27 protein-coding genes and 1 pseudogene are annotated in these 26,264 nt (G+C 69.3%); 13 read left to right on the top strand and 15 right to left on the bottom strand.

Translation table 11 applies throughout. The features are described 5' to 3' along the window. Positions 1–35: 35 nt before the first annotated feature. Positions 36–566 carry a gamma carbonic anhydrase family protein gene (locus G472_RS0119340; protein WP_029009693.1) on the top strand — a complete coding sequence of 177 codons (531 nt, stop codon included), beginning with the start codon at positions 36–38 and terminating at the stop codon, positions 564–566. Between the two features lie 147 nt (positions 567–713). On the opposite strand, the pseudogene G472_RS40270 reads toward G472_RS0119340, so the two are convergent. Then, positions 714–863, bottom strand: a pseudogene (locus G472_RS40270) (transposase domain-containing protein); the annotation flags it as partial. 437 nt (positions 864–1,300) lie between these two features. Between G472_RS40270 and G472_RS0119335 the strand changes: the two are divergent. From G472_RS0119335 to kce, 7 genes are all read left to right on the top strand, one after another. After that, positions 1,301–2,317 (top strand): Bug family tripartite tricarboxylate transporter substrate binding protein, encoded by a 1,017-nt coding sequence (locus G472_RS0119335; protein ID WP_029009692.1) that lies wholly within the window; start codon positions 1,301–1,303, stop codon positions 2,315–2,317. Positions 2,318–2,401: 84 nt separating this feature from the next. Further along, a complete protein-coding gene (locus G472_RS0119330; protein ID WP_029009691.1) occupies positions 2,402–3,049 on the top strand; it encodes a tripartite tricarboxylate transporter TctB family protein in 648 nt (215 codons plus the stop codon). After that, on the top strand, positions 3,042–4,547 hold the full coding sequence (locus G472_RS0119325) for a tripartite tricarboxylate transporter permease (RefSeq protein WP_029009690.1): 1,506 nt from the start codon (positions 3,042–3,044) through the stop codon (positions 4,545–4,547). The genes G472_RS0119330 and G472_RS0119325 overlap by 8 nt, the downstream gene beginning before the upstream one ends. A gap of 134 nt (positions 4,548–4,681) precedes the next feature. Continuing rightward, a complete protein-coding gene (locus tag G472_RS0119320) occupies positions 4,682–5,143 on the top strand; it encodes a nuclear transport factor 2 family protein (protein WP_035693073.1) in 462 nt (153 codons plus the stop codon). A gap of 100 nt (positions 5,144–5,243) precedes the next feature. Continuing rightward, positions 5,244–5,996 carry an SDR family oxidoreductase gene (locus G472_RS0119315; RefSeq protein WP_029009688.1) on the top strand — a complete coding sequence of 251 codons (753 nt, stop codon included), beginning with the start codon at positions 5,244–5,246 and terminating at the stop codon, positions 5,994–5,996. Between the two features lie 172 nt (positions 5,997–6,168). Then, a complete protein-coding gene (locus G472_RS0119310) occupies positions 6,169–6,957 on the top strand; it encodes an HpcH/HpaI aldolase family protein (protein ID WP_029009687.1) in 789 nt (262 codons plus the stop codon). 25 nt (positions 6,958–6,982) lie between these two features. Next, a complete protein-coding gene (gene kce, locus G472_RS0119305) occupies positions 6,983–7,912 on the top strand; it encodes a 3,5-dioxohexanoate:acetyl-CoA acetone transferase (RefSeq protein ID WP_029009686.1) in 930 nt (309 codons plus the stop codon). 310 nt (positions 7,913–8,222) lie between these two features. Here kce and G472_RS0119300 read toward each other — a convergent pair whose 3' ends face one another. Then, positions 8,223–9,152 carry a LysR family transcriptional regulator gene (locus tag G472_RS0119300; protein ID WP_029009685.1) on the bottom strand — a complete coding sequence of 310 codons (930 nt, stop codon included), beginning with the start codon at positions 9,150–9,152 and terminating at the stop codon, positions 8,223–8,225. Positions 9,153–9,292: 140 nt separating this feature from the next. Here G472_RS0119300 and G472_RS0119295 point away from each other — a divergent pair, with 140 nt between their 5' ends. The 4 genes from G472_RS0119295 to G472_RS0119280 all read left to right on the top strand — a co-directional run bounded on the left by G472_RS0119295 (position 9,293) and on the right by G472_RS0119280 (position 11,297). Further along, complete coding sequence (locus G472_RS0119295) at positions 9,293–9,571, top strand: hypothetical protein (protein ID WP_029009684.1); 279 nt, start codon at positions 9,293–9,295, stop codon at positions 9,569–9,571. A 139-nt stretch (positions 9,572–9,710) separates the two neighbouring features. After that, the gene (locus G472_RS0119290; protein ID WP_029009683.1) at positions 9,711–10,436 is read left to right on the top strand and encodes an SDR family oxidoreductase; all 726 of its coding nucleotides are present in this window, start codon (positions 9,711–9,713) and stop codon (positions 10,434–10,436) included. A 10-nt stretch (positions 10,437–10,446) separates the two neighbouring features. Continuing rightward, a complete protein-coding gene (locus G472_RS0119285; RefSeq protein WP_245593530.1) occupies positions 10,447–10,962 on the top strand; it encodes a carboxymuconolactone decarboxylase family protein in 516 nt (171 codons plus the stop codon). Then, entirely contained in the window at positions 10,959–11,297 is a 339-nt protein-coding gene (locus G472_RS0119280; RefSeq protein ID WP_029009681.1) for an Atu4866 domain-containing protein, read from the top strand. The genes G472_RS0119285 and G472_RS0119280 overlap by 4 nt, the downstream gene beginning before the upstream one ends. Positions 11,298–11,444: 147 nt before the next feature. Here G472_RS0119280 and G472_RS0119275 read toward each other — a convergent pair whose 3' ends face one another. From G472_RS0119275 to G472_RS34340, 3 genes are read right to left on the bottom strand one after another with little or no spacing between them, the layout of a single operon-like run. Beyond that, positions 11,445–13,379, bottom strand: a complete 1,935-nt coding sequence (locus tag G472_RS0119275; protein ID WP_029009680.1) for an ATP-binding protein — start codon at positions 13,377–13,379, stop codon at positions 11,445–11,447. Between the two features lie 4 nt (positions 13,380–13,383). Then, complete coding sequence (locus tag G472_RS0119270) at positions 13,384–14,055, bottom strand: response regulator transcription factor (RefSeq protein WP_029009679.1); 672 nt, start codon at positions 14,053–14,055, stop codon at positions 13,384–13,386. 27 nt (positions 14,056–14,082) lie between these two features. After that, positions 14,083–14,991 (bottom strand): LysR substrate-binding domain-containing protein, encoded by a 909-nt coding sequence (locus tag G472_RS34340; RefSeq protein ID WP_051341032.1) that lies wholly within the window; start codon positions 14,989–14,991, stop codon positions 14,083–14,085. A gap of 96 nt (positions 14,992–15,087) precedes the next feature. Between G472_RS34340 and G472_RS0119260 the strand changes: the two genes are divergently transcribed. Further along, the gene (locus tag G472_RS0119260) at positions 15,088–15,501 is read left to right on the top strand and encodes a tautomerase family protein (protein ID WP_029009678.1); all 414 of its coding nucleotides are present in this window, start codon (positions 15,088–15,090) and stop codon (positions 15,499–15,501) included. On the opposite strand, the gene G472_RS34335 is transcribed toward G472_RS0119260, so the two are convergent. From G472_RS34335 to ligA, 10 genes are all read right to left on the bottom strand, one after another. Beyond that, positions 15,467–17,311 carry a sulfatase-like hydrolase/transferase gene (locus tag G472_RS34335; protein WP_211100217.1) on the bottom strand — a complete coding sequence of 615 codons (1,845 nt, stop codon included), beginning with the start codon at positions 17,309–17,311 and terminating at the stop codon, positions 15,467–15,469. The genes G472_RS0119260 and G472_RS34335 overlap by 35 nt on opposite strands. A gap of 202 nt (positions 17,312–17,513) precedes the next feature. Beyond that, positions 17,514–18,722, bottom strand: coding sequence for an MFS transporter (locus G472_RS34330; RefSeq protein ID WP_051341030.1), 1,209 nt, complete (start codon positions 18,720–18,722; stop codon positions 17,514–17,516). Continuing rightward, on the bottom strand, positions 18,719–19,132 hold the full coding sequence (locus tag G472_RS0119245; RefSeq protein WP_029009677.1) for a bacteriohemerythrin: 414 nt from the start codon (positions 19,130–19,132) through the stop codon (positions 18,719–18,721). Before G472_RS0119245 ends, G472_RS34330 begins: the two co-directional genes overlap by 4 nt. Positions 19,133–19,151: 19 nt before the next feature. Continuing rightward, complete coding sequence (locus G472_RS0119240; RefSeq protein WP_029009676.1) at positions 19,152–20,438, bottom strand: TRAP transporter large permease; 1,287 nt, start codon at positions 20,436–20,438, stop codon at positions 19,152–19,154. Further along, a complete protein-coding gene (locus G472_RS34325) occupies positions 20,435–20,944 on the bottom strand; it encodes a TRAP transporter small permease (RefSeq protein WP_211100216.1) in 510 nt (169 codons plus the stop codon). Before G472_RS34325 ends, G472_RS0119240 begins: the two co-directional genes overlap by 4 nt. A 29-nt stretch (positions 20,945–20,973) precedes the next feature. After that, positions 20,974–21,993 carry a TRAP transporter substrate-binding protein gene (locus tag G472_RS0119230; protein WP_029009675.1) on the bottom strand — a complete coding sequence of 340 codons (1,020 nt, stop codon included), beginning with the start codon at positions 21,991–21,993 and terminating at the stop codon, positions 20,974–20,976. A 67-nt stretch (positions 21,994–22,060) separates the two neighbouring features. Continuing rightward, positions 22,061–23,062, bottom strand: coding sequence for an aldo/keto reductase (locus tag G472_RS0119225; RefSeq protein ID WP_245593529.1), 1,002 nt, complete (start codon positions 23,060–23,062; stop codon positions 22,061–22,063). A 1-nt stretch (position 23,063) separates the two neighbouring features. After that, positions 23,064–24,017, bottom strand: coding sequence for a Gfo/Idh/MocA family oxidoreductase (locus G472_RS0119220; protein WP_029009673.1), 954 nt, complete (start codon positions 24,015–24,017; stop codon positions 23,064–23,066). A 16-nt stretch (positions 24,018–24,033) separates the two neighbouring features. Then, positions 24,034–24,879 carry a class III extradiol dioxygenase subunit beta gene (locus tag G472_RS0119215; protein ID WP_029009672.1) on the bottom strand — a complete coding sequence of 282 codons (846 nt, stop codon included), beginning with the start codon at positions 24,877–24,879 and terminating at the stop codon, positions 24,034–24,036. After that, a complete protein-coding gene (ligA, locus tag G472_RS39810) occupies positions 24,872–26,173 on the bottom strand; it encodes a protocatechuate 4,5-dioxygenase subunit alpha (RefSeq protein WP_245593532.1) in 1,302 nt (433 codons plus the stop codon). Before ligA ends, G472_RS0119215 begins: the two co-directional genes overlap by 8 nt. Positions 26,174–26,264: the final 91 nt, after the last annotated feature.

Below are 26,264 nucleotides of genomic sequence, written 5' to 3'. Positions count from 1 at the left end.
GATGTCACCGCAACGTTCAAGCCGAGAGAAAACCGATGATCTATGATCTTGACGACCTGAGCCCCGACATCGCCGACGACATCGCCTGGATCGCACCGGACGCGATGGTGATCGGCAACGTCCGGCTGCAAGGTGACAGCAGTGTGTGGTTCGGTGCCGTGCTGCGCGGCGACAACGACCGGATCGACATCGGGGTCGCCAGCAACATCCAGGACGGTTGCATGCTCCACACCGATCCCGGCTTTCCCTTGACGGTGGGCGATCGCTGCACCGTCGGCCATCGCGCGATCCTTCATGGCTGCACGGTCGGTGCGGGCTCGGTGGTCGGAATGGGGGCGACGATTCTCAACGGCGCGGTGATCGGCCGCAATTGCATCATCGGCGCCAATGCGCTGGTGACCGAGGGCAAAACGATCCCCGACAATTCGATGGTGATCGGCTCTCCCGGAAAAGTGGTGCGCACGCTGGAGGCGGCGGCGCAGGCGGACCTTCATGCGCTGGCCGACCACTATGTCCATAACGGCCGCCGGTTTGCCGCCATGCTCCGGAACCCGCGCCTGCGCTGATAGGGAAGGCACGGAAGCGGCGCTCGGTCGCAGCGCAGCGTCGCTCCGCCTGTCATTCCGGATCTGCTGCACGATCTTCCTGTTGGCGCGTTTGACGAGGCATGTCCCGTCGCGCCTGTCACCGGCCATGGTGACGCCGGATGCCTCACCTTGGCGCGGTGCCCGCGCCACCGCGCACCCCTTGGTCGTCACATAAACGGTCTTCTGCGTTCTGAAGCCCGGCACCGGCCGGGTCAACGGCTTCGGCTTGCCGTGGTCGGCCTCCACCGCGTCGTCCTGGCCCCTCCCCTGCCGGTGCTTTCTTTCTCTTCGGGACCTTTGCCTCGGTCTTCCGGTTCGTCAGGGCCGTGAGTGATCGGCGAAGACGCCGCGCTCGGCCATTCCATGCTTCGGGCCCCGATGGCGGACCCCGCGCCGGCAAAGCCGGCGCACCGCCCCGAGCACGATCTCGTTCCCCACCGTGACCGAGGCGGCTTGCCGCCTTTCGGTGTGTTTCGCGAGTGCGCGGCAGTGGCCCGACGCCGGCAGCCGGCCGTCGCTTCCCGACCCGCCTGCAAAGGTTTCATTGTCCGAAAACAAGCGTGAGGACGATTGGGGGACACAGCGCGATTTGTTCTAATACCGCCGTAGTACAGTCCGACAGCGCATCTACGGGCCGGAGCTCTTCCGATTTCGGCACGCTCATACGCCGCGGCAGACGGCGCCTGTTACGCAATCACCAGGGAGGAACACCAATGGACACGCTGAATCCGGAAACCCGCCTGAACCGCAGGTCCGTCCTGCACGGCCTTGCCGGCACGGCCGCCGTGGCCCTGTCCGGCGTCCGGCCCGGCGAAGCCCTGGCCGCGACGTTTCCGAGCAAGCGGATCACCGCCATCGTCCCGTTCGGCGCCGGAGGCGGCTCCGACACGCAGACGCGGATCTGGGGTGAAGCGATCGCCCCGCTGATCGACCAGCGCGTCGTTGTCGAGAACGTCGCGGGCTCCGCCGGCGTGGCCGGCACCAAGCGGGGCATCGCCGCCGATCCGGATGGCCACACCGTGGTGGTCGGCGCAGCATCGACGATCGCCATCAATCCCTTCACCAACAAGGCCGCCGACTACAACCCGTCCGTCGACCTGCAACCCGTGGCGCTGCTCGGCTATACGCCCTATGTCCTGGTCGTGGCCAATGATCTCAAGATCAGGACCCTGGCGGAGCTGATCGAATACGGCAAGGAACATGATGGCAAACTGACCCATGCCGGCTGGACCGCCGTCGGCGAGCTTGCCCGCAAGGGTCTCGAACTGCGGACGGGTCTCAAGATGAGGCCCGTGCCCTACAAGGGCAGCATGGAAGCGATAACCGACGTCATCGCCGGACGCGCTTCGGCGAGCATTGTGGACATTTCCACCGCAATCCCTTTCACGGGAAAGACCGTCGGATCGGGGAGCGTCACGCCGATCCTGATGACCGGGCCCGACAAGTCTTCGGCGCTGCCCTGGGTGCAGACGACCAGAGAGGCGGGCCTGAAAGATTATGTCATCGACTCCTGGACAGCGGTTTTCGTGCCGAGGAAAACGCCGGCCGACATCGTCGAATTTCTCAACACCAAGACCCGCCAGGCGTTGAAGACGGAGAACGTCAAGGCACGCTACGCCGATCTCGAGATCGAGCAGCGCGACTACGACGTTGACGTCATGCAGGCTTTCATAGCGCGGCAGATCAGTGGCTGGAAGGCGCTGATCGAGGAGATCGGTTCCGCCGATTGACGGGCGCCATTGTCGACCCGTGACCGGGGACGCCCGGGGATTGCGTTCCGGTCAGGATCCGTTCCGTCCACATGGAATCCGAGTATGACGTCCGAACCAATGGATATACGACGCCAGGACACCGTCCCGTGCTATGCGCGCATCAACGTGATTGGCGGCGCGGTCATGGTCTTCATCGCCGGTCTCGTATGGTGTGGCGCGATCACGCTTGACCTCGGCACGATCGCCGACTTCGGGGCCGGCGCCATGCCGGCGGCCCTGTCGATCATTCTGGCCGCCGCCGGCGGCGTGGTGCTGATCCTGGGCTTCATCCAACGCGACGAAGAGGCCGAGCGGGTCGAGTTTGCGGTCGCGCCGGTGGCCATTCTTGCGATCGCCATCGCGATGTTCGGCTTTTTCGTCCGCGGAGGAGATTTCGGCCTCGTCTCGACGCCGCAGCTTGGCCTCATGGTCGTCGGGCCGCTCACCGTGTTCATTGCCGGTTGCGCCACACCCGAGATGCGCGTGCGAGAACTCCTGCCGATGTCATTCGGGTTGACCGCGATGGTCCTGCTTGTGTTCTGTGATATTCTTAGCGTGACGATCCCGGTCTTTCCCAAACTCATACAGGACACCGTTTCCTCATCGTTCGGCCTCGATGTGGCGATGAGGGGCGTCTACCTCGCCTATGGGGCGCTCGCCGCAACTCTCCACGTCGCTTTGCCGGGAGTGGGGGGCAACCGACGTGACTGACCTTTTCGATCATCTGCTCCTCGGCTTTTCCGTGGTGCTGTCGGTCCAGAACATCCTGCTGTGTCTGGTCGGCTGCCTCGTGGGCACCCTGATCGGCGTGCTGCCGGGAATCGGTCCCCTGGCGACCATCGCCATTCTGATGCCGCTTACCTACAATTCCGAGCCGGCCGGTGCGCTCATCATGCTCGCGGGCATCTACTACGGCTCACAGTATGGTGGTTCGACCACCGCGATCCTCGTGAACATGCCGGGGGAATCCTCCTCGGTCGTGACGGCACTGGATGGCCATGCGATGGCGCGTCAGGGGAAGGCCGGCAAGGCGCTCGGCATCGCCGCGATCGGGTCGTTCATTGCGGGAACCTTCGCTACGCTCGTCATCGCGACTCTCGCCATTCCGCTCTCGAAGATGGCGCTCAGCTTTACCGCCGGCGACTATTTCGCCTTGATGGTGCTGGGTCTGAGCCTTGCCATCGTGGTTGCCGGCGGCTCCCTTCTCAAAGCATTTTGCATGCTGATCATCGGCGTGATCATGGCGCTGGTCGGCGCGAACCCGGTCACCGGCGAGCCGCGCCTGACCTTCGGCAGCGACGTGCTTTACGATGGCTTCGACGTCGCCATCGTCGCCATGGGCCTGTTCGGCATCGCCGAGATCCTGCGCAATCTCGATAGCCCCGAGGGGCGGCCGTTCGTCCGCGACGCGGTCGGGGGCTTGCTGCCGACCCGAGAAGACATGCGGAAATCCGCGGGCGCCATCACCCGCGGGTCGCTGCTCGGTTCCGTAATCGGCATCATTCCCGGAAATGGCGCAACCCTCTCCTCGTTCGTGTCCTACGCTATGGAGAAGTGGGTCGCCCGACGTCCAGAAGAGTTCGGCAGGGGCGCCATCCAGGGTGTGGCGGGCCCCGAATCCGCGAACAACGCCGCCGCCCAGACGACCTTCATCCCGCTTCTCACCCTTGGCCTGCCGTCGACGGCGACCATGGCGCTGGTCGGAGGGGCGATGACGTTGCACGGCGTCATTCCGGGGCCGCGGGTGATCAGCCAGCATCCCGACCTCTTCTGGGGCATGATCACCTCGATGTGGATCGGCAATCTCATGCTGGTGATCATCAACCTGCCTCTGATCGGCATCTGGGTGAAGTTCCTCAAGGTGCCCTACCGTCATCTGTTTCCGATGATCGTGCTGATCTGCTGTGTCGGCATCTACTCGATCAATTCGCAGCCGTTCGACGTGCTGCTGGTCGGTATCTTCGGAATTATCGGCTATGGACTGCACAAGCTGAGGTTCGAGCCGGCGCCGTTGCTGCTTGGGCTGGTGCTCGGCGGCATGCTGGAAGACAACCTTCGCCGCGGCCTCATCCTGAGCGGCGGGGACATCGGGGTGTTCCTGGGCGCGCCGCTGACGCTCGCCCTCCTCACGGCGGCGGTTATCGTCGTCGGCTCTGCGCTGTCTCCGTCGATCGCCCGGAAACGGCAACAGTTGCAGGAAGAGGACTAGGCGATCCGGCGTCGGGCCGGTGCCTCAGACCGGTCGGCGCACCGGTTCATCATCCCTTCAAACCGCACCCCGGGGTCGCGTCGGCGCACACCGCACCGGCCACCCGTCACAGACAAAAGAAACAGGAGAATAGGATGCGTGTTGACGATAACCGACTTGCACTGACGCAAACGCTCCATGCGTTGTTGATCGACTACTGGCATGATGTCGACACCAACTGGGGCCGAAACGCCCCGGACTACTACACCGACGACGGACTCTTCGTGGGGTCTGCGGCCGCCTATGAAGGTCGCGAGAAGATCCGCGCCTTCTACAAATGGCGGGAGGACCGCGGGGATCGGACGGTCGTGCATTCGGTCCAGAATTTCCGGGCCATGTTCGACGGAGGCCCCGACAAGGCTCTCTGCCACTGGGTCCTGATGCTGTATGCCGCCGACGGGAAACCCGTTCTGCCGACGCATCCGCCGATCCAGATCGCCTACATGACGGATCGCCTGGTGAACACCGACGAGGGATGGAAGGTCACCTATCGACGGTTCGAACCGTGGTTCGAGGGCGGTACGCCGCCGACCAACCCGGTGCTCGATGAAGACTGAATGGACACCCGCGCCTTTGGCAGAGCATGGCACACCGCCGTGTGAACCGTACGGGCAAGCCCCCGCGCGCTCCAACCCGAATTGAAGATGCAGAGGACTCATGCAGGACGTTGTAATCGTAACGGGCGCGAGCAGCGGCATCGGTGCCGCGACCGCGCGTCTGCTCGGCGCCGCCGGCGCGTGCGTCGTCGTGAACTACAAGAGTTCGAAGAACCTGGCGGAGGATGTGGTCGCCGGCGTCGAGGCGGCCGGCGGCAGGGCCATTGCCGTTGCAGCCGACATGGGATCGGAAGCCGACATTCTTCGGATGTTCGACGAGACCGACCGGGCGTTCGGTCCCCCGACCGGACTCGTCAACAACGCGGGCATCAACGGGCCGAAGCACCGCACCGCCGAGACGTATGAGTTCCGGGAGACGATGGACATTCTCGCGGTCAACACGGTCGGCGTGCTGATCGCCTGTCGTGAGGCGATCAAGCGGATGTCGACGAAGCACGGCGGAAAAGGTGGCAGCATCGTCAATGTATCGTCGATCGGCGCACTGACCGGTTCGCCCGGCCGTTTCATCCACTATGCGGGGTCGAAGGCCGCCGTTGACACGATGACAAAGGGTCTGGCGGTCGAGGTCGCGCGTGACGGCATTCGTGTCAACGCCATCCGCCCCGGCATGGTCGATACCCCGATCCATGCCAAGGCCGGTCAGGCGGACAGGGTGAGGGAATTCGCCGCCCAGACCCCCCTCGGGCGGGCCGGTCTGCCGGAGGAGGTGGCGGAAGCCATCGTCTGGCTGCTTTCGAACAAGGCGTCGCTTGTCACCGGGGCGGTCCTGGATGTGATGGGCGCCCAGCGTTAGCGTCGTCACCGTCGCACGGATCGGCCGATGTCGGCTACGACGCGCGCGTCAACGCGCTGCCGGGCGGGGGCGTGCCGTCGTCCGGCAAGGCCGGGGAAGGCCATGGTGGCCGTCACCCCCTGATTTTCCGGTTTCACGATGCCCGCGCCCTGCGCGCGGGAAAGGATGAACCATGTCGACCACACCCGCCCCGACGGGCTTCCGCAAACGTTTCATCGCGGGCGAGACGCTCATCGGGACCTTCATCAAGACCCCCGCGACGCATCCCGTCGAGATACTCGGCCAAATCGGTTTCGAGTTCGTCGTCATCGACGAGGAACATGCGCCGTGGGACCGTGTCGCCATCGACCGCGCCCTGCTGGCCGCGCGGGCGTCCGGGACTGCCGGCATCGTGCGCGTGGCGGAACCAACCGCCGCCAGGATCCTGGCCGTTCTCGACGACGGTGCCGCCGGCGTCCTGGTTCCGCATGTCAACTCGGCCGCGAAGGCCGGAGAGATCGCCCGGGCCTGCCGTTTCCGCGGCGGGCGGCGCGGCTTTTCCAACACGACCCGCGCCGGCGATTTCGGCGCCGTCGGCATGTGGCCCCATGTCGAGGCTCAGGACGCAGCGGTCACCTTCATCGCGATGATCGAGGATCCGGAGGCGTTGGATGAGATCGATGCCATCCTGGATACCGACGGTCTCGACGGGGTCTTCATCGGGCGCGGCGACCTCACGGTGGCGCTGGAGGCGCCCGCCATGGACGCACCCGGGATCATCGGGGCCTGCGAAGCCATCATCGCCGCAGCCGGGAGGGTGAGGAAACCGGTGGCGGTGATGGTCGCCACCGCAGAGGATGCGCGCCGGTTCCACGAGATGGGGGCGACGACCTTCATCGTCTCGTCGGACCAGGGGTTCATGCGCCAGGCGGCCATGAAAGCCTATGCCGACATTTCCACCGCGGGTGCGAGGACCGCCTGAACGGCCGTCGGGAAGGAGTCGAACCATGACCTCTGGGAAAGTGATCATCACCTGCGCGGTGACCGGGTCGATCCACACGCCGTCCATGTCGCCGCATCTTCCGATCACCGCCGCGGAGATTGCGGACGCCGCGATCGGTGCTGCGGAGGCCGGCGCGGCGATCGTCCACCTGCACGCGCGCAATCCGGAGAACGGGCTGCCCGACCAGTCGCCGGAAGCGTTCGAGCCGATCCTCCGGGTGATCAAACAGCGGTCGGACTGCGTGGTGAACATCACCACGGGCGGCGCCGCCACCATGACCGCCGAAGAGCGCCTGAGACCGGTCGCGACCTTCAAGCCGGAGGTCGCGTCGCTCAACATGGGGTCGATGAATTTCGGGCTTTACCCGATGCTCACCCGCTTCAAGGAGTTCAGGCACGATTGGGAGCGGCCCTATCTCGAAGGCTCACGGGACCGCGTCTTCAGGAACACCTTTGCCGACATCGAATATATTCTGACGACCTGCGCCGAGAACGGGACGCGCTTCGAGGTCGAATGCTACGATATCGGCCACCTCTATACCCTTGCTCATTTCGCTGACCGCAAGATCATCCATCCTCCCTTCTTCGTGCAGAGCGTGTTCGGTATCCTGGGTGGGATCGGGTCACATCCGGAAGACGTGCTCCACATGAAGCGCACCGCGGACCGGCTGTTCGGCGACCAATACTCATGGTCGGTGCTGGGGGCGGGCGCCAGCCAGATGCGCATCGCCGCCCAGGCCGCGGCGATGGGCGGCAACGTGCGCGTCGGCCTGGAGGATTCGATCTGGCTCGGTCCCGGACAACTGGCCAGGACCAACGCCGAGCAGGTGGTCAAGGTGCGGGGCATCATCGAAGGGCTGGGCCTGTCGACCGCCACGCCCGCGGAAGCCCGCGACATCCTGAAGCTCAAGGGCGGCGACCGGGTGGCGTACTGAACCGAACCGTACCGGACCTCTCGAAGGTCCTTCGGCTTGAGGCATCACCAACCTTGCAGAGGCCGTCGCCCACCTCGGCGACGGCGCCTGCTCGCGCTCAACCGGGAACGGGCCGCGGTGCAGCCGTCGGCCGGCCGGCGCCGCAAGCCGGAGCGCGACCGCCGGGAACGGCCGCAAACCCGCCGAACCGACCGAGGATGTTCCCGCCGCAACCCGTCACGGCCGACGGCGAACCGGCTGACATGACCGACCGGAGTGTGGATCGCGGGATGGACCGATCCCGGCACAGCGTACGGGTTGCGCGGTATGCCTACGCCGGCCGGGCCGGCGTCACCACGCCCCCGGGCGACGCCCGGTGCTGTTGCAGGTGCTCGATCAGGGCGCGCAGCTTCGGCGCGAGGTTCCTGCGCCCGGGGTAGTAGAGATAGAAGCCGGCGAAGAACGGGCAGAACTCCTCCAGGATCGGCACCAGGTCCCCCCGGGCGATGGCCGGGCGAAAGCTCTCCTCCATACCGAAGGTGATGCCGGCGCCGGCGATGGCCAGCTTGATCATCAGGGCCATGTCGTTGGTGGTGAAGCGCGGGGCCACGGCAACGCTGAACTCCTTGCCGTTCTCGGCGAATTCCCAGCGGTACGGGGCCACCCCCGGCGCCGGGCGCCAGCCGATGCAGGCGTGGGACGCCAGGTCCGCCGGGTGCGACGGCACCCCGAAACGGTCGCGATAGGACGGTGCGCAGACCGCCAGTTGCCGCTCGTCCCCCGCCACGGGTACGGCGATCATGTCCTGCTCGATCACCTCACCCAGGCGCACGCCCGCGTCGTAGCCCTCCGCCACGATGTCGAACGTGTCGTCGGTCACGGTGATGTCCAGGTCCACCTCGGGATGCTTGCCGGCGAAGGCCGCGAGAAACGGGCCGGCAAGGAACCGGTCGGCGATCGACGACACGGCGAGCCGCAGCCGGCCGCGCGGACGCCCCTTCAGCGCCTCGGTCCGGTCGACCGCCGCGCGCATGTCGGCGACGGCCGGCGCGATCTCGGCGAACAGCCGTTCGCCGGCCTCGGTCAGGCTGACGCTGCGCGTGGTGCGCAGGACCAGCGCGATGCCCATGCCCTCCTCCAGCCGGCGCACCGTCTGGCTGACGGCGGACCGGGTCACCCCCAACCGGTCGGCCGCCGCGCGGAAACTCCGCTCCTCGGCCACCAGGACGAACACGGCCAGCGCGTTGAGATCAGGTTCCATCGGCAACCCCCGATGTCCCGGATAGCCGGGCTCCACCGTGACCGTCAATCCGGGATTTGACAAATACGGGACGGGTGCAGACACCGTGATCGACACCGCTCTCCGCCATCCGGGGGGCGCCGGCAGCCGGAGGCATCGCCATGACCGCGACCGCGCACCTGAAACGCACCAACCGATTTCGCCGGGTTTTCACCGCGTTCTGTGGGATTCTGATCCTCGCCGGACTGGCAATTGCCGGCAGCGTCCTGGTCTTCCCGGTCGAGATGCTGGACGACGAGGGCCGGTTGCCGGGCGAAATGCCGCCGGCCTTCGCCTTCGGGCTGCTTCTCGCCGCCCTCGGGGTGCTGTTGGCGGCAGCCGGCGGGGCCGTCGCGCTGCTCCGGTCGGTGTGGCGCGCCACGCGCCACCGGCGTCCATGAGCGGACCGCGGCACCGCCCCTCCGCGATTGTTTAGCACATGTTGCCAAACCGGTAATCGGTCATCGTCTTATCGGAACAATGCCAACCGGCCATCTTCCGGAGACGCCATCGCGTGGCGTCACCACAGAGGACCGGATCATGACCATCGACAAAACCATTCTCATCACCGGCGCCTCCGGCGGCATCGGCGCCGGCATCGCCCGGGAGCTGGCGGCGGCCGGCGCGACGGTGGTGCTGGGCGCCCGGCGCGTCGAGCATCTGGAGGCGCTCGCCGGGGAGCTGAACCGGGCCGGCGGGACGGCGCTCGTGCACCCGCTCGACGTGACCGATCGCAGGAGCGTCGCCGCCTTCGCCGACGCCGCCCGTGCCGCCCGGGGGCGCGTCGACGCCATCGTCAACAACGCCGGGGTGATGCCGCTGTCGCTCATGGCCTCGATGAAGGTCGAGGAGTGGGAGCGGATGATCGACGTGAACATCAAGGGCGTGCTCTACGGCATCGCCGCCGTCCTGCCGGAGATGACGGCGCGCGGGTCCGGCCACATCATCAACATCGCCTCGATCGGAGCGCTGGCCGTGTCGCCGACCGCCGCCGTCTATTGCGCCACCAAGTTCGCCGTGCGCGCGATCTCCGACGGGCTGCGGCAGGAGCACAGGAACCTGCGCGTCACCTGCATCCACCCCGGCGTGGTGGAAAGCGACCTGGCGAACACCATCACCGACCCGGTCGCCGCCGAGGCGATGAAGACCTACCGCGCCGTCGCGCTCAAACCGGACGCCATCGCCCGCGCCGTGCGCTTCGCCATCGAACAGCCCGACGACGTCGACGTGAACGAGATCGTCGTCCGCCCCACCGCTGCCACCTGAGGAGGCCGGCGTGACCGGAACCCTGCACATCCCCCTGCACACCCCCCTGCGCCGTGCCGCCGCAGCCCTGCTGCTGGCCGCACCCCTGGCCGCCGCGACCGCCGCGCCGGCCGTTGCCGACACGACCGAGGAGCGGCTCGGCCGCGGCGAGGCCGTGATCCGCAGCCTCAACCACGGACAGCCCCAGCCGACGCTGGAGCGCATGCGGCAGGAGTTTCCCTTCCTTGCCGACGCGACCGGGGCGTACGCGCTGGGCGACGTCTGGTCGCGGCCGGGCCTCGACAGCCGGACGCGGCAGCTTGCCGCGGTCGCCGCCTTTGCCGCCACCGGGCAGACCGCGTTCATGAAGGTCCACGCCGGCTACGCCCTCAACATCGGCGTGTCCGAGGAGGAGCTGAAGGAGATCGTCTACATGATCACCGTGCCATCGGGCTTCTCGCGGGCCATTTCCGCCTCCCAGGCGCTCTCGGAACTGTTCGCCGAGCGCCGGACCGCCCCGTCCGCAACGGAGAGCCCTTCGCCATGACCCCCGTCCGACACCTTGCGCTGGCCATTGCCGTCGGCGCCGCGCTCATCATCCCGACGGAAGGCCCCGCCGCCATGAACGATCCCGCCGCCGCACGTCAGGACCACCCCTATGTGGGGATGTGGGTCACCGACGACGGCCACGTCCGGCACAACCTGCTGCCGAACGGCCGCTACGACGAGGCCCGCGGGGACCGCGAAAGCGCCTACCGGGGGCGCTACGAGGTCCGCGGAGATCACATCGACTATTGGGACGACACGGGCTTCACCGCCGACGGGACGTTCATCGACGGCGTGCTCCATCACGGCGGCATGATCCTGCGCCGCCGGGAATGATACCAACGGCACCTGAAGGGTGCCGTTGGTATCAACCCTCTCGATCAATGCCCGGGCATTGATCTGCCGGGTTTCACGGCCGGAAAATGATGGAAGTGATCATTTTCCGGCCGTATGACACGCACGCACGGGAAAGCCTCCGGCCGCTCACGCCGTCCGCAGGCTTTCCGCCCCGTCGCCGGCGGGGGCCAGGTCCGGCAGGGCGTGCGGCAGGTCGATGGTGATGCGCGTGCCGCCCTCCCCCGACTCCACGCCCAGGTCGGCGCCGAGAACGGCGGCGCGGCGGCGCATGTTGGCGATGCCCCGGCCGCCCGGGCGTTCGGCGAAGCCGCCGCGGCCGCGGTCGGCGACGACGATGCGCACGGCGCGCCCCGGCCGTTCCGCCGGGGCCGGCGCCATGGCGATGGTCACCTCGCGGCAGCCGGAATGGCGCACGGCGTTGGTGACCGCCTCCTGCAACAGGCGGAACAGGGCCAGCGCGTGCTCCGAGCGCAGCCCCTCCACGTCGGGCAGGGGGGCCATGCGCCAGTGCAGCTCCATCCCCTGGGCCTGGAGCTGCGGGCCGATGCGTTCGCGGAACAGGGCCAGCATCATGGCCAGGTCGTTGCCCACGTCGTCCAGGGACGCCACCACCAGGCGCAGGTCGTCCAGGGCGCGGCGGGCGGCCAGCGCCACCTCCCGGTACTCCGGCCCCCGCAGTTCGCACTGCGCCACCATGGAGACGAGCTGCCCGGCCAGCCCATCGTGCAGGTCGCGGGTCAGGCGCAGCCGTTCGCTCTCCAGCGCGGTGGCGCGGATCTGCGCCTGTTCGCGGGCGAAGCTGGCGCGCAGGGCCTCCTCCGCCGCCGCCACCTCGCGGCGCAGCTTGGCGTTGAAGCGGCTGACCTCGTTCAGCGCCATGGCGAACCGCCACATCAGGGTGGCGCTGATGACCGTCAGCAGGAAGGGCGCGGCGAAGCGGCTGAGGTAGGGGCGCTGGTCCGCCAGGACGCCGAGAAAGACCAGGGCGTCATGGCCCATCAGCGGCATGATCGCCAGCAACCCGCCGCAGATGATGCGCGCCGCCGCGTGGTTGCGCCGGAAGGCGGCGTTGATGACGATGCCCGCCGACACGATCGCCATGGCCAGCGCCCAGGGCATGGCGCCCAGCAGCCACAGCCAGCGGAACCAGGGCTGGAACAACCCGGGGTCGGCGGCCACCGCCGCGAAAGCGGCGCTGACCACCCCCGGCACCACCACCGCCCACCGCAGGGGCAGCGGCCGGGGACGCCCCACCAGGCTGGCCATCAGCCCCGGCAGCAGCGTCGCCTGCCACAGCCCCGTCAGGTTGGCCGCCCGCAGCAGCCAGTCCGGCCAGTTCGCCCCCGCCAGGAACAGCGGCAAGCCGTGCAGCACGCCCAGCCCCAGGATGATGCCCATGGTCAGGTGCGTCCACTCCTCGCGGCGGCCCAGCCAGACGATCAGCAGCGACAGGGCGAGCGCCGCCTGCCAGGCGATCAGCAGGCGCGGCAGGGTGACCAGCAGCGCCTCGCGCGCGCGGTAGGCCGGGCGCACGGCGGCGTCCGGTCCGACGAAGACGCGGTCGATGTGGCCGGCGGTGCGCGACCAGCCCTCCATCCGGAGATCGAGCGCGTTCTCACCCGCACGCAGCACCGGCGGCGGAATCGTCACCAGGAACGGGCCGGCCTGGTTGACGAGGGCCCCCGTGCGCACCGGACGGCTGTCGGCCAGCCGGTAGCCGTTGACCGACACGATCAGCCGCGACCCGAAGGTCGGGACGTACACCGCCCACGGCTCCGCCGCCTCGTCCGGCCGGCGGTCGAAGGTCAGGCGGTAGAGGCCGGTGCAGGACACCTGCCCGTCCGGCGGTTCGCAGCGGTGGGGCAGCCCGACCGGGCGGCCGGGGTCCGCCGGCACCGGCGCGTCGAGGGCCGCCAGGTCGGTGTAGAGCGCACGGTCGACGGCCAGGGCCGCGTCGGGCACCACCGGCCGCCCGGAGGACGCGGCCACCGCCACCCCCGCCAGCACCAGCAGGGCGTAGAGGACGGCCAGCCGCCACGCCGGCGGCACGCGTACGGCCATGGCGTCACTCCGACAGCTTGATCAGCTTCATCTCCACGGCGGCGAAGACCGCCTCGCTGCGCGAATTGACCTCCAGCTTGCGGTAGATGTTCTTGATGTGGCTGGGCACGGTCTGCCGGCTGATGCCCAGCCGGTCGGCCAGATCGTTGTAGGTGAAGCCCTTGGCGATGCCCCAGAGGATGTCCATCTCGCGCGACGTCAGCAGCGGCGGCGCCGCGGCCGGGGCCTCCGGGGCGGCCTCCGCCGGGGCGGCGTGCACCCGGCGGATGATGTGGCGGGCGATGGCGGCGGAGATGGGCGAGCGCCCCTCCATCAGGTCGCGCACGGCGGTGATCAGGTCGATGGGCCGCGCGTCCTTCAGGATGTAGCCCGACGCGCCGGCGCGCACCGCCTCCATCACCGTCACCTCGTCGCCCAGCACCGAGATGACCATGATCTCCGTTTCGGGATGGCGCCGGCGCACCTCGCGGATCAGGTCGGTGCCGTGGCCGTCCGGCAGCTTCAGGTCGGTGACCAGCACCGACGGCCGGGCGCGCTCCAGGGCCGCGCGCGCCTCCGCCAGCGTTCCCGCCGCCGCCAGCAGGGCGATCCCCTCGCCGCCCGCCAGGGCCGCCGCCAGGAAGTCGCGGGTCGGCGCGTCGTCCTCCACCAGGATCACCGTGATGCCCTGCTCCACCGGCCCCTCCGCTCGCCCGACACCCGACTATAAGGGGGTGGTGCCGGCCGCGGCCATACCATGAACAGGGTATGGTGCGGCCGGGGCGTCCGGGCGCAGCCCCTCCGCCAGCAGCAGGCCGAGATCCCCGGCGGCGGCACCGGCACCGGCGCGCACGCGGATGGCGAACACCGCCTCCCCCGCCTCCGGCAGGTCGGCGCCGGGCGGGGCGGCGGCGATGCCGGCCCCGCACCAGCGGGCGGTGCGCAGGGTCACGGCGATGCCCGCACCCACCGCGGCGCGCAGGCCCGACAGGCTCTGGCTGGTGGCGGCGATGCGGTAGCGGCGCCCGGCGCGCTCCAGGGCGGCCAGGGCGGCGTCGCGGAAGCCGCAGGGCGGGTCGAGCAGGGCCAGCGGCACCGCCCCGTCGTGCCGGACCGGGCCGTCGGCGGACGTCAGCCACACCATGGGCTCGCGGATCAGGCCCACCTCGTCGGGGGCCGGCTTCAGGCGCATGGCCACCATCACGTCGATGCCGCCGGCCTCGAACGCCGCCGTCAGGTCGGCCGTGCGCCCGACGCGCAGGTGCAGGCGCACCCGCGCGTGGGTGCGGGCGAACAGGCGCAGCAGAGGCGGCAGCCCGTGCTCGGCCACGTCCTGGGTGGCGGCGACCGTCAGGGTGCCACCGGCGCGGCCGCCGCGCAGGCTCATCAGCGCCGCCCGGTGCATCTCCAGGATGCGGCGGGCGTGGCCGGCCAGCTCCTGCCCCGCGTCGGTCAGCACCCGCCCGCGGCCGGCCGGCAGCAGCAGCGGCTCCCCGACGATCTCCTCCAGCCGCTGCATCTGGGCGGTGACCGCCGACGGCGACCGTCCGACCGCCGCCGCCGCCCGGTTCAGCGTGCCGCCGTCGACGAAGGCCAGGAACGTCTTCAGGAGATCGGGGTCCAGGTGGTCCATGGTTCGGTCGCATCGAATTGACCGTTCCATATTATTCGATTTTTTTGTGCCATCAAGCGCGGCAGGGTGAAGCCGTCGATCACGAGGGAGGCTTCCATGCCCATCATCACCGTCGCGCTGACCGCACCCCCCGACGCCGCGCTGTCCGCCCGCATCGCCGGGGAGATGACGGCCCTGACGCAGGAACACCTGCGCAAGGACCCGGCGGTCACCGCCGTGGCCATCCACTACGTCGACCCCGCCCACTGGTTCGCCGGCGGCCGGTCCCTGGCGGACCAGGGAACGCACACCTTCTGGCTGGACATCAAGGTGGTGGACGGCACCAACACCAAGCCCGAACTGGCCGCCTACATGGACGCGGTGTACGCCGCCATGGGCCGGCTGGCGGGCGGCGTACACCACGAAAGCTACGTCCTGATCCACGAGGTCCCGGCGGCCGCCTACGGCTTCGGCGGCCTGACGCAGGAACACCGCTTCATCGCCGGACGCCTCGCCGTGCCGGCGCGGTGACCTCGGCGGCGGGGCACGCCGGCTGTCCCGGCACGGTCCCCAGCGAGGGGGTCAGGCGCTTGGCCATGCACTGCTCCCGCAGCAGGGTGCGCAGGCGCTCCTCCATGGGATGGCCGGTGCCGGCCAGGTTCTCCAGTTCCAGCGGGTCGTTGGTGAGGTCGTACATCTCGTATTCGTCGGGGGCGGGGGCGACGGTGGTGGTGCGCCGGTAGGTGACATCCCGGGTGCCCGCCCGGTCGGTTTCGCGCTCCATGTTGCGGTCGATCACGTTGCGCACGCCGTCGGCGACGGGCTGGCCCGGCGAGGTCCAGTCCTGCGGGTTCTCGAAATAGCGACCGTACTTCCACAACCGCCCGTCGACCTCCGCCACCACCGCCTCGACGCTGCCCGGCTCGATCACCGACGCGTAGTCGATGCCGATGATGTTGGCCTGGTCCAGACCCTTCGAGGGATCGTCGTCCGACATGTAGTAGATCGGGCCCGCCAGGGACTCCTCGGTCGCCGTGCCGAAGATCAGCGGCGACAGGTCCCGCCCGACGAGCGGCTGCGCGTCCGTGAAGTCGGGTGCCAGGGTGGCGCGCAGGCTCTCGGCGTCGAGACCGGCGAGCCCCAGCAGGGTGGGCAGGATGTCCACATGGCTGGTCGGCAGCGACAGGGTGCGGCCGGCGGGAACGCGGCCTTCGCTGCGGACCACCAGCGGGACGCGCAGGGCCTCCTCGTACATGGTGTACCATTTCTGGAACAGGCCGCCGTGGGAGCCCAGCAGATCGCCATGGTCGGAGGTGAAGACGACGATGGTGTCGTCGCGCTGCGGCGACGCGTCCAGCCGGGCGAGCACCCTGGCGATCTCCCCGTCGACGTCCTCGTGAAGCTGATAGTAGAGCCGGAAGTAATCGTCGGTGACGATGCTCGGCTGCATGAACTTGCGGTAGGAGGTGCGATAGCTTTCCTGCACGCTCGGCTTTCGGCCTTCCAGCGTCTCGTCGGCGGAGTCGGCGAACGCGGCATCGAACAGGTCCCCGGGAACGTGGTCGCCGACGGTGAAGTCGTACGTCCCCGCCGCCGCACCGAGGCGGGCGAAGAACCCCCACAGCGCGATGTCGTGCGGGTTGACGAACGACGCCATGACGAACCAGGGAGCGGCCGCTCCGTCGCCGTCGAGGCCGTCCAGCAGTTCAATGATCTGTTCGGCGAAGCCGGCATCACGGCCGCGCCGGCCGCCGCCGGCCGAGGCGCCGCTGTTGAGGGGATCGGCGCCGTGCGGCTCCGGCCCGATCCAGCCGTCGAAGCCGAAGGGGCCGAGCGGGTTGGCGCTCTGATAATAGCGCTCCGCCTCCGGCAGGCGGTTGCCGTCCGCGTCGAACGTGTCGACCGGGGTGTGGGTGCCGGGCACCGTCAGGTTCTCGTCCGACACGTGCCACTTGCCGCGCCAGAAGGTACGGTAGCCGGCGGCCCGGAAATAGTGCCCGATGGTCGGCACGGTGCGGGGATGGAGCCAGTGCATGTCCGGATCGTACGCCGCCTTGGCCGCGCCGTCGGTCTGGCTGACCCCGTGCAGCGACGGGTAATGCCCGGTGTACAGGCACGCCCGGCCGGGCGCGCAGGCCATGGAGGCGGCGTAATGGCGCCCGAAGCTCGTCCCCCCTTGCGCCAGCCCCTTCTGGGCGGTCAGGTAGGTGTCGCGAAACGCCGCGAGATCGGCCGACTCATAGGGCATGGGCGCCCGTTGCTCGTCCACCATGATGACCAGGATGTTGGGCGGCCGCTCGTTGAGCGACGCCCCGGCACGCGCCGAACCGGCTGACGTCATCGCTTTCCCCATTGAAATATTCGCTTGCGATGTCGGCAACGCCGGCCGCGCCATTCCAATACATACTTGTGTACTTTGATCCAATCTGGAGTATCCAGGCGCGCAATCCGGGCGTTTGCAGACTCTGAAGTCTGGCATTTATTCGGAAAGCACGCAAGTTTCTGCTATGTCACTGCTTGGGACGACAAGTCTCGGCAGGCCCTCACGCCGTCCGCGGTGCGGCCCCCGGGCGGCGCGGGCGGGTGGCGGCGAGGCCGGAGGCCACGGTCAGGGCGGCGGCGGCCAGCAGGGGCCAGCGGGCGCCGCCCCAGTCGCCGCCGGCCAGGGCGACGGCGGCGGCGATGACCGGCGGGCCGATGAACTGGCCGATGGCGGAGCCCTGCATCAGCATGCCGTTGGCGGCACCCATGTGGCCGGGCGACGGGGCGTGGGCGGGGGCGCCGGCGAACAGGCAGGTGGGGATCATGCCGGCGGTGAAGGAGAACACCAGGCACAGGGCGAATCGCGCCGCATCCGGCAGGGCGTGGCTGAAGATGCCCAGGGCGGCCAGGGCCATGCCGGCCGAGCCGGCGGCGACCAGCCGGCGGGCGGCCACGCCGCGGCGCAGGTTCCAGCCGCCGAACAGGTTGCCGGGGATGTTGACGGCGATGACCAGCGCCGTCATCAGCGCCGCCGCCGCGGGGGTGGCGCCCACATCGGCGGACAGGAAGGTCGGCAGCCACACCATGAGCGACACCCACTGGAACGCGTAGGCGCCGAAGGCAAAGCCCAGCAGCAGCAGGCCGGGGCGGACCAGCGTCTCCGCCACCACCCGCACCGGCGTGCCGGCCGGGCGCTGCGGCAGGGCGACGGCGGCGACCGCCCGGTCCACCGCCACCAGCGCCGCCAGGGCCAGGCCGGCCACCGCCAGCCACAGGCCGCGCCAGCCCGCCGCGTCCAGCAACAGCGGGGCGATCACCAGGCCCAGCGCCATGCCCGTGGGCATGAAGACGCTCCACAGGGACAGGGCGAAGGCGCGGTCGCGCTCGGCCGCCGCCGCCAGCACCACCGCCGGCAAGGCCACGACCACGGCGATGAAACCGATGCCCTCGACGAAGCGGCTGGCCAGCATGCCCGCCAGCCCGTGGCTGAAGGCACCGCCGGCACCGCCCGCCGCCAGCAGCAGGAAACCGGCAAGGATCAGCCGCCGCCGGCCCAGCCCGTCGGCCGCGGCACCCACCGCCAGCGCCAGCAGCATGCCCAGCAGGTTGAAGGTGGACACGACGAACCCCGCGTCCACCAGACCGATGCCCAGTTCGGCGCGCAGCGGCGTCAGGGCCGGCGGCACCTTGCCCAGGTGCAGGGCGGCGACGATGCCGCCGGCCAGCGCCGTCAGCACCACCGCCCAGCGGGTCGAAGCCGGCAGGGTCACGCCTTGTTCGCCCGCATCTGCGCGATGTGGTCGCGGTAGCGCATGTCCTCGGTGCGCACGTGCTCGTCCAGCCAGCGCCCGAGGAAGGCGTTGACCGTCTCGCCGATCTCGAACGAGGATTCCACGGACCGCTCGTACGACATCTTCACCGCGTTCAGCCATTCCACGAACAGGCGGTGGCGCTGCACGTGCTCCTCATAGCCGGGGTAGCCGGTGCGCCGCATCAGCTCCTCCTCGTGGGCGAAGTGGTCGCGGGCGTAATGCTCCAGCCGGGCGATGATGTCGGACAGCACGTTCTCCGCCACGTCCGCCTGCTCCAGCGTGTGCAGCAGCCGGAACAGCTCGCGGTGCTCCGCGTCGATGTCGGGCACGCCCACGCTCATGTCCGGACGCCATTCGTAGGTGCTCATGTCGGCGGTCTCCCGATCGCTACAGCAGGGCCAGGGCCAGGCCGGGGAAGAGGATCAGCAGGGTCAGGCGCACCACGTCCGACAGGATGAAGGGCGTGACCCCGCGGAAGATGGCGCTGATCGGCACGTCCGGCGCCACCGACTTGATGACGAAGACGTTCATGCCCACGGGCGGGGTGATCAGCCCCATCTCCACCGCGATCACCGTGACGATGCCGAACCACACGGGGTCGAAGCCCGCCGCCTGGGCCAGCGGGTAGACCACCGGCACGGTCAGCAGCAGCATGGCGATGCTGTCCATCACGCAGCCCAGCAGCGCGTAGAGCACGAGGATGCACAGCAGCACCGCCAGCGGCGCCAGGTTCAGGCTCTGCACGAACTCCACCAGCGAGAACGAGATGCGCGACACCGACAGGAAATAGCCGAAGATCTCCGCGCCGATGATCATGAAGAAGATCATGGCCGACAGCATCAGCGTCTCTTCGACCGCCTCGCCGAACTGCTGGAAGGTCATGCCGCGGAACAGCGCCACCAGGAAGGCGCCGAAGGCGCCGATGGCCGCCGCCTCGGTCGGGGTGAAGAAGCCGCCGTAGATGCCGCCGATGATGAAGGCGAAGATGCCGCCGAACGGCACCAGCCCCTTCAGGCCGGCCAGCTTCTGGCGCAGGGTGGTCGGCTCGCCCGGCTGGGCCAGCGAGGGCTTCAGAGCCACCACCACGGCGATGGTGGCGCAGTAGAGGAAGAGGCCGAGCAGGCCGGGGATGATGCCGGCGATGAACATGTCGCCGACGCTCTGCTCGGTCACCAGGGCGTAGAGCAGCAGCGCAATGGACGGCGGGATCATGATGCCCAGCGTCCCGCCGGCGGCCAGCGTGCCGGTGGCCAGCGCGTCGGAGTAGCCGTTCTTCTTCATCTCCGGCAAGGCCACCCGGGCCATGCTGGCGGCGGTCGCCAGGGACGAGCCGGAGATGGCGGAGAACACGCCGCACGAACTCATGGCGGCCAGCGCCATGCCGCCGCGCCAGCCGCCGAACAGCGTCTTGGCCCCGGTGAACAGCTCCGTCGACATGCGCGCCTTGGAGGCGAACACCCCCATGAGGATGAACATGGGGATGGGGCTGAAGCTGTAGTTGGACAGCGTCTCGAAAGGACCGCTGTCGAGGATGGACAGGGCCGGGGCGAAGGCGACGATCAGGCCGAACCCGACGAAGCCGGTCGCCGCCATGGCCAGGGCCACCGGGCAGCGCAGCGCGATCAGGATCAGCATCCCGGCGACGCAGAGATATCCGATAAGAGGAGCGCTCATGATGCCCTGACGCTTTCCGAGATCTGCTGGACGGCGACCAGGACACCGCGTACGGCGAGCACGCCGGTCGCAAAGGCCGTGGCGCCGTAGATGTAGGTGAGCGGGATGAGGAGATCCTGGGTGGACTCGCCGGTGAGCGCCACCCGCTGCGCCGCCTCGACGAAGCGGGTGGTCATGCCGATCCCCAGCAGGCCGAAGCCCAGGGTGTAGATGCCGGCCAGCACCCCCTTCACGCGTTCGCTCAGGTTGTTCGTGAACAGGTCGACGATGACCTGGCCCTTGCTGACGGCGTAGGGCAGCGTGAACAGGATGGTAAACAGCAGCGTGAAGTTGACCAGCTCGATGCCGCCGAGGAAGGTGAAATCCACCGACCCGCGGGTGAAGCCGAAGACGCTCCGGCTCACCACGTCGGCAAGGACGATCAGCATCATGAGGATCAGGAGGACGCCGGCGATGTGGTACATCGCCTGCGCCACGCGGAAGGCCGCATCCGCCAGTAGCTTCACCGAGGATCTCCTCTCCCGGAGGGGTGGGCTCAGCGGCAGGTCTGCGCCAGTTCCAGCGCCCGGGCGTAGACCTTGCGGGCCGGCAGGCCCTGGCCCTCGACCTCGGCCAGATAGGCTTCGGTGGCGCGCTCGACCACCGGCTGCCAGGCCGGGTTCTTCGCCCCGCCCTCGATGGTGACGATCTGATGGCCGGCTTTGACGGCGGCGGCGCGGCCCTCGGTGTCCAAATCGTCGAACACCTTGGCGGCCAGCGTCGTCCACGCCTTGCCGGAGTTGTCGTCGATGACCTTCTTCAGGTCGGCCGGCAGGCCCTCGTACAGCTCCTTGTTCATGGTGACGATGAACGACAGGGTGTACAGGCCGACCTCGGTGTGGTGCTTGGCCAGCTCGTTCAGGCGGAAGGCGTGCGCGCCCTCCCACGGCAGGGAGACGCCGTCGATGGTGCCGCGCTGCATGGCCTGGTAGGATTCCGGCGCCGGCATGCCCACGGGCTGGGCCTTGACCTCTTCCAGGATCTTGGCGACGACGGCGGTCGGGCGGCGGATGCGCAGGCCGGCCAGGTCGTCGGGCGAGGTGATCGCCTTGGACGTGGTGTGCAGGTGCCCGGGGCCGTGGGTGAACATGAACAGCGGCCGGGTGTCCTTGTACTCGTCGGCGATCAGGCCCTCCTCGTACAGGGACTGGATGATGCACGAGCCGTGGGCGGCGTTGTCCACCACGCCCGGCAGTTCCACCACCTGGGTCAGCGGGAAGCGGTTGGCGGTGTAGCCCTGGACGGTCGCCGCCATGTCGGCGATGCGGCTCTTCACCGCCTCGTACTGGGCCGGCGCCTTGGCCAGGGTCTGGGACGGGTAGATGTCGACGGCGATCCGCCCGTTGGAGTCCTGCTTGACCTTGTCCGCCCACACCTGGAACAGGTCCTTGTGGGTGGTCGACACCGCCGGCCAGAAGTGGGAGAAGCGGAGCGTCACGTCGGCCGCCGCGGCCGGAGCGGCGACGCCGTAGGCGACGGTGCAGACGATCGCGGCACCGGTGAACTTCCTGAGCATATCGGTTTCCTCCCAACGATGTTGTGCGGTCACGCGCGATCGGTGATCGCGACGGCCGTGGGTCGACTCAGGCGAAATCCTCGGTGTCGATTTCCGCCAGAGTGGATTCGGGGTAGCGCGGGCCGTCCACGGTCCCGCGGTTGATCAGCGATTCCAGGCGCGCCACCGTGGCCGGGTCGAGCGACAGGGTGGCGGCGCCGGCGTTCTCGCGCAGGTGGTCGATGCGCGTGGTGCCGGGGATCGGCACGACGTGGGGCGCCTTGGCCAGCGTCCACGCCAGCGCCAGTTGCGCCGGCGTGCAGCCCGCCTCGCGCGCCACCGCCGCCAGGCCGTCCAGCAGCGCCAGATTGCGGGCGTAGGCGTCGGGCCGGAAGCGCGGCAGGCCGCGCCGGATGTCGCCCGGCGCCAGCGTCGCTACGTCGCCCAATCCCCCGGCGAGGAAGCCGCGGCCCAGCGGCGAAAAGGCGACGAAGCCGGTCCCCAGCTCGGCGCAGGCGTCGAGCACGGCGATCTCCGGATTGCGCGTCCACAGCGCGTACTCGGACTGCACGGCGGCGACGGGGTGCACCGCGTGGGCCCGGCGCAGGGTGGCGGCCGACACCTCCGACAGGCCGTAGCCGCGGATCTTGCCCTGCGCCACCAGCCCGGCCAGGGCGCCGGCGCTGTCCTCCACCGGCACCGCGGCGTCGAGGCGGTGCAGGTAATAAAGGTCGATGACGTCGGTGCGCAGGCGCCGCAGCGCCTCCTCGCAGGTCCGCCGGATGGCCTCCGGCCGGCCGTCAATCGTCCGCTTGCCCGTGGCGTCGGGGCCCAGGCCGCACTTGCTGGCCAGCAGGTACTCGCCCCGCCGGTGCCCCACCGCCTCGCCCACCAGCGTCTCGTTGGCGCCGCCGCCGTAGAGGAAGGCGGTGTCCAGGTGGGTGTAGCCGAGGTCGAGCGCCTCGTTCAGCAGGCGCACCGCCGTCGCCCGGTCGGGCGGCACGCCGTAGGCGTGCGACAGGTTCATGCAGCCGAGCCCGATCGCCGAAACGGTGAAGGGCCCCAGGCGGCGTTGCGGCATCGTGCCCATGTCAGCCATCCGCGTTCAGGCATTGCTCCAGGCGGTGCAGCGTCTCCATGGCGGGCAGGCACCGCGCCACGGAGGCGTTGGGCTCGCGGCCGTCCCGGATGGCGCTGAAGAACTCCCGGTCGATCAGCTCGATTCCGTTGTTGGAGACGGCGACGCCCGACAGGTCGATGCGGTTGCCCTCCCCGTCCTCCAGGTCGTCGTAGCGCGCCACATAGGTGCCGTTGTCGCAGATGTAGCGGAAGTACGCTCCGAGAGGTCCCTTGTTGTTGAACGACAGCGACAGGGTGCAGAGCGCCCCTGAGGGCACCTTCATGCCGATGCTCATGTCCATGGCGATGCCCAGATCGGGATGCATCGGCCCCTGGAGCGCGAACACCTGCGAGGCGGTCTGACCGGTCTGGTACTGGAACAGGTCCACCGTGTGGCAGGCGTGGTGCCACAGCAGATGGTCGGTCCAGGTGCGCGGCTTGCCCAGCGCGTTCATGTTGGTGCGGCGGAAGAAATAGGTCTGCACGTCCATCTGCTGGATCGTCAGCTCCCCCGCCCTGATCTTGTTGTGCACCCACTGGTGGCTGGGGTTGAAGCGTCTGACATGGCCGGCCATCGCCACCAGCCCCGTCCGCTTCTGCACCTCCACCAGGCGCCGGGCGTCGGCGACGGTGTCGGCCATGGGGATCTCGACCAGCACGTGCTTGCCCGCTTCCAGGCAGCGGATGGCCTGGGCGGCGTGCAGGGGTGTCGGCGTGGCGAGGATCACCGCCTCCACGTCCGTGCGCGCCAGGCTCTCCTCCAGGTCGCGGGTGGCGTGGGGAATGCCGCGGTCCTTCGCGAACCCCTCGATGTCGTCGGGCCCGCCGCCGACCACGGACACCACCTCGATGCCGTCGATGGCGGCGACGGCGTCCAGATGCTTCATGCCGAAGGCGCCGGCGGCACCGGCAACGCAGATCTTCATGGTGTGGGGCTCCCGATCACTGGTGCTCGCAGGCGAGGACAAGGTGGCCGACCGCCGTGTTGGAGGCCGGCACGTGATAGTGGCGATGGAGCTGGCGCACCGGGCCGCCCAGCGCGCCGCGCATGACCAGCCACATCACCAGCTCGATCCCCTCCGACCCCGCCTCGCGCAGATACTCCACGTGGGGGATCGCGGCGGCGGCTTCCGGGTCGGACACGATGAGGTCGAGGAAACGGTTGTCGAAGTCCGGGTTGATCAGCCCCGCCCGCTCGGCCTGGAGCTGGTGGGACATGCCGCCCGTGCCGAAGACCACCACCCTGAGGTCCTGCGGGAAGCTCTCCACCGCCCGGCGGATGGCGCGGCCCAGGTTGAGGCAGCGGTTGCCGGTGGGCGGCGGGTACTGCACCACGTTGACCGCCAGCGGGATGACCGGGCACGGCCAGGCGTCCGGCTGCCCGAACAGCAGCGACAGCGGCACCGTCAGCCCGTGGTCGACCTCCATCCGGTTGACGATGGTCAGGTCGAACTCGTCCAGGATGACGGACTGGGCGATGTGCCAGGCCAGCTCCGGATGACCCTTGACCACCGGCACCGGCCGCGCCCCCCAGCCCTCGTCCGCCGGCACGTACTCCGCAGCACAGCCCAGCGCGAAGGTGGGGATGACGTCCATGGAGAACGCGGTGGCGTGGTCGTTGTAGACGACGATGGCGACGTCGGGCTTGAGGTCCGCCATCCACCGGCGCGACGGCTCGAAGCCGGCGAACAGGGGCTGCCAATAGGGCTCCGCGGTCCGGCCCTGGTCGATGGCCACGCCGATGGCCGGGACGTGGGAGGTCGCCACGCCGGCGACGATCTCAGCCATTGCCCCACTCCTTCTTGCTGCGGTTGCCGTCGATGGGCCGGCCGCCGGCCAGCATCATCGCGCGGTATTCGTCTTCGGTGACGCCGGTCATGCGGGCGGCAAGCTGCTGGAAATTGATGCCGTCGGTCGCCGCCAGCTTGGACGTGTAGTAGATGTTCCCGCCCAGCCGCAGCATGCCGTTCCAGTCGCGCTCCAGCACGGCGCGGCGCTGCTCGTCGCTGAGGGGGAAGCGGTTCAGGTAGCCCTGCTCGTCCGCCTTGAACGCCTCGCGGTTGGCGGCGTGGCGCAGCGACATGCAGAACATGTTGAGATGGTAGCCCCGGCGCGACTGCTCCGCGTCGAACACGTAGGTGCCGGGGATGTCGGCGTAGGCGGGCGGCGGTACCTGCCGGCGCGCCGGGGCGTGGCCCAGCCCTTCCAGCACCCGGTCGGCGCGGGCGGCGTAGTCCTCGCCTTCAGCGGCGGACAGCCCCATGGCGCCGATGCGCTGCTGCCAGTCCACGGTCGCCGCGGCCATGCCGTTGGGCAGCCCCAGCTCGGCCACGGTCAGCGCCACCTCGCGCATCTCGGCGGCGCGGCGCAGCCCGTGGGTCATCACCCGTTCCAGGTTGTAGGCGGCCTTTGCCCGGAAGTCGAAGCCGGGGAAGGTGGCGTCCAGGGAGTCGAGCACCACCGCGTCGACGCCCGCCTTGCGGCCGGCCAGCACGCATTCGGCGAACAGCGCCTCCATCCCCTTCATCATGACGGAGCGGATCATCTTGATGGACGAGGCGGTGCCCACCTCGCCCTCGGCGATCTTCACGTCCATGTCCAGGGCGGCCAGCCGCTCGGCCGCGACCGCGGCGTGGGCGCCGCTCAGCAGCAGGGGCGTGCGGTGCCGCTTCGGGTACACCGGGGCCATCACCGCCACGTCCACGTAGAGGCCGCGGCCCGCCTGCGCCACGGCCGCGGCCGACCGGCGCTTGGTCCCCGGCGCGCAGGAGTTGCCGTCGAGGAACAGGGCCCCCCGGGCCAGCAGCGGGGCGGCGGCGGCGGCCACCTTGCCCGCCTGGTCGGCGGTGACCAGCGAGAACACCAGGGCCGCACCCTCCAGCGCCTCGGCCGCGGTGGCGCAGCCGCGGATGCCGGCGCGCTCGTAGTCGGCCAGCTTGCCGGCGCGCACCGCCGGGTCGGGATGGTCGGTCTTGATGTCGTAGGCCGTGACGGCGGCGGCGCGCTCGGCGCCCCAGCCGGAGACGAAGGCCGAGGCCGCCTCGCCGAAGCCGATGCAGGCTATGCGCAACTGGTCGGGCATGAGCTTCACGATGTCCGGTTTCGTTCCGGCGGGCCCGCCGCGGCGGCCCGCCTCCCACCCTCACGGTGTATCACCCGATTGCATGAGGGCA

It is taken from the genome of Azospirillum halopraeferens DSM 3675, from assembly GCF_000429625.1.
GTDB lineage: Bacteria > Pseudomonadota > Alphaproteobacteria > Azospirillales > Azospirillaceae > Azospirillum > Azospirillum halopraeferens.
Note: the sequence above shows the minus strand (reverse complement) of the source record. Positions and strands in the feature narration are given on the sequence as shown.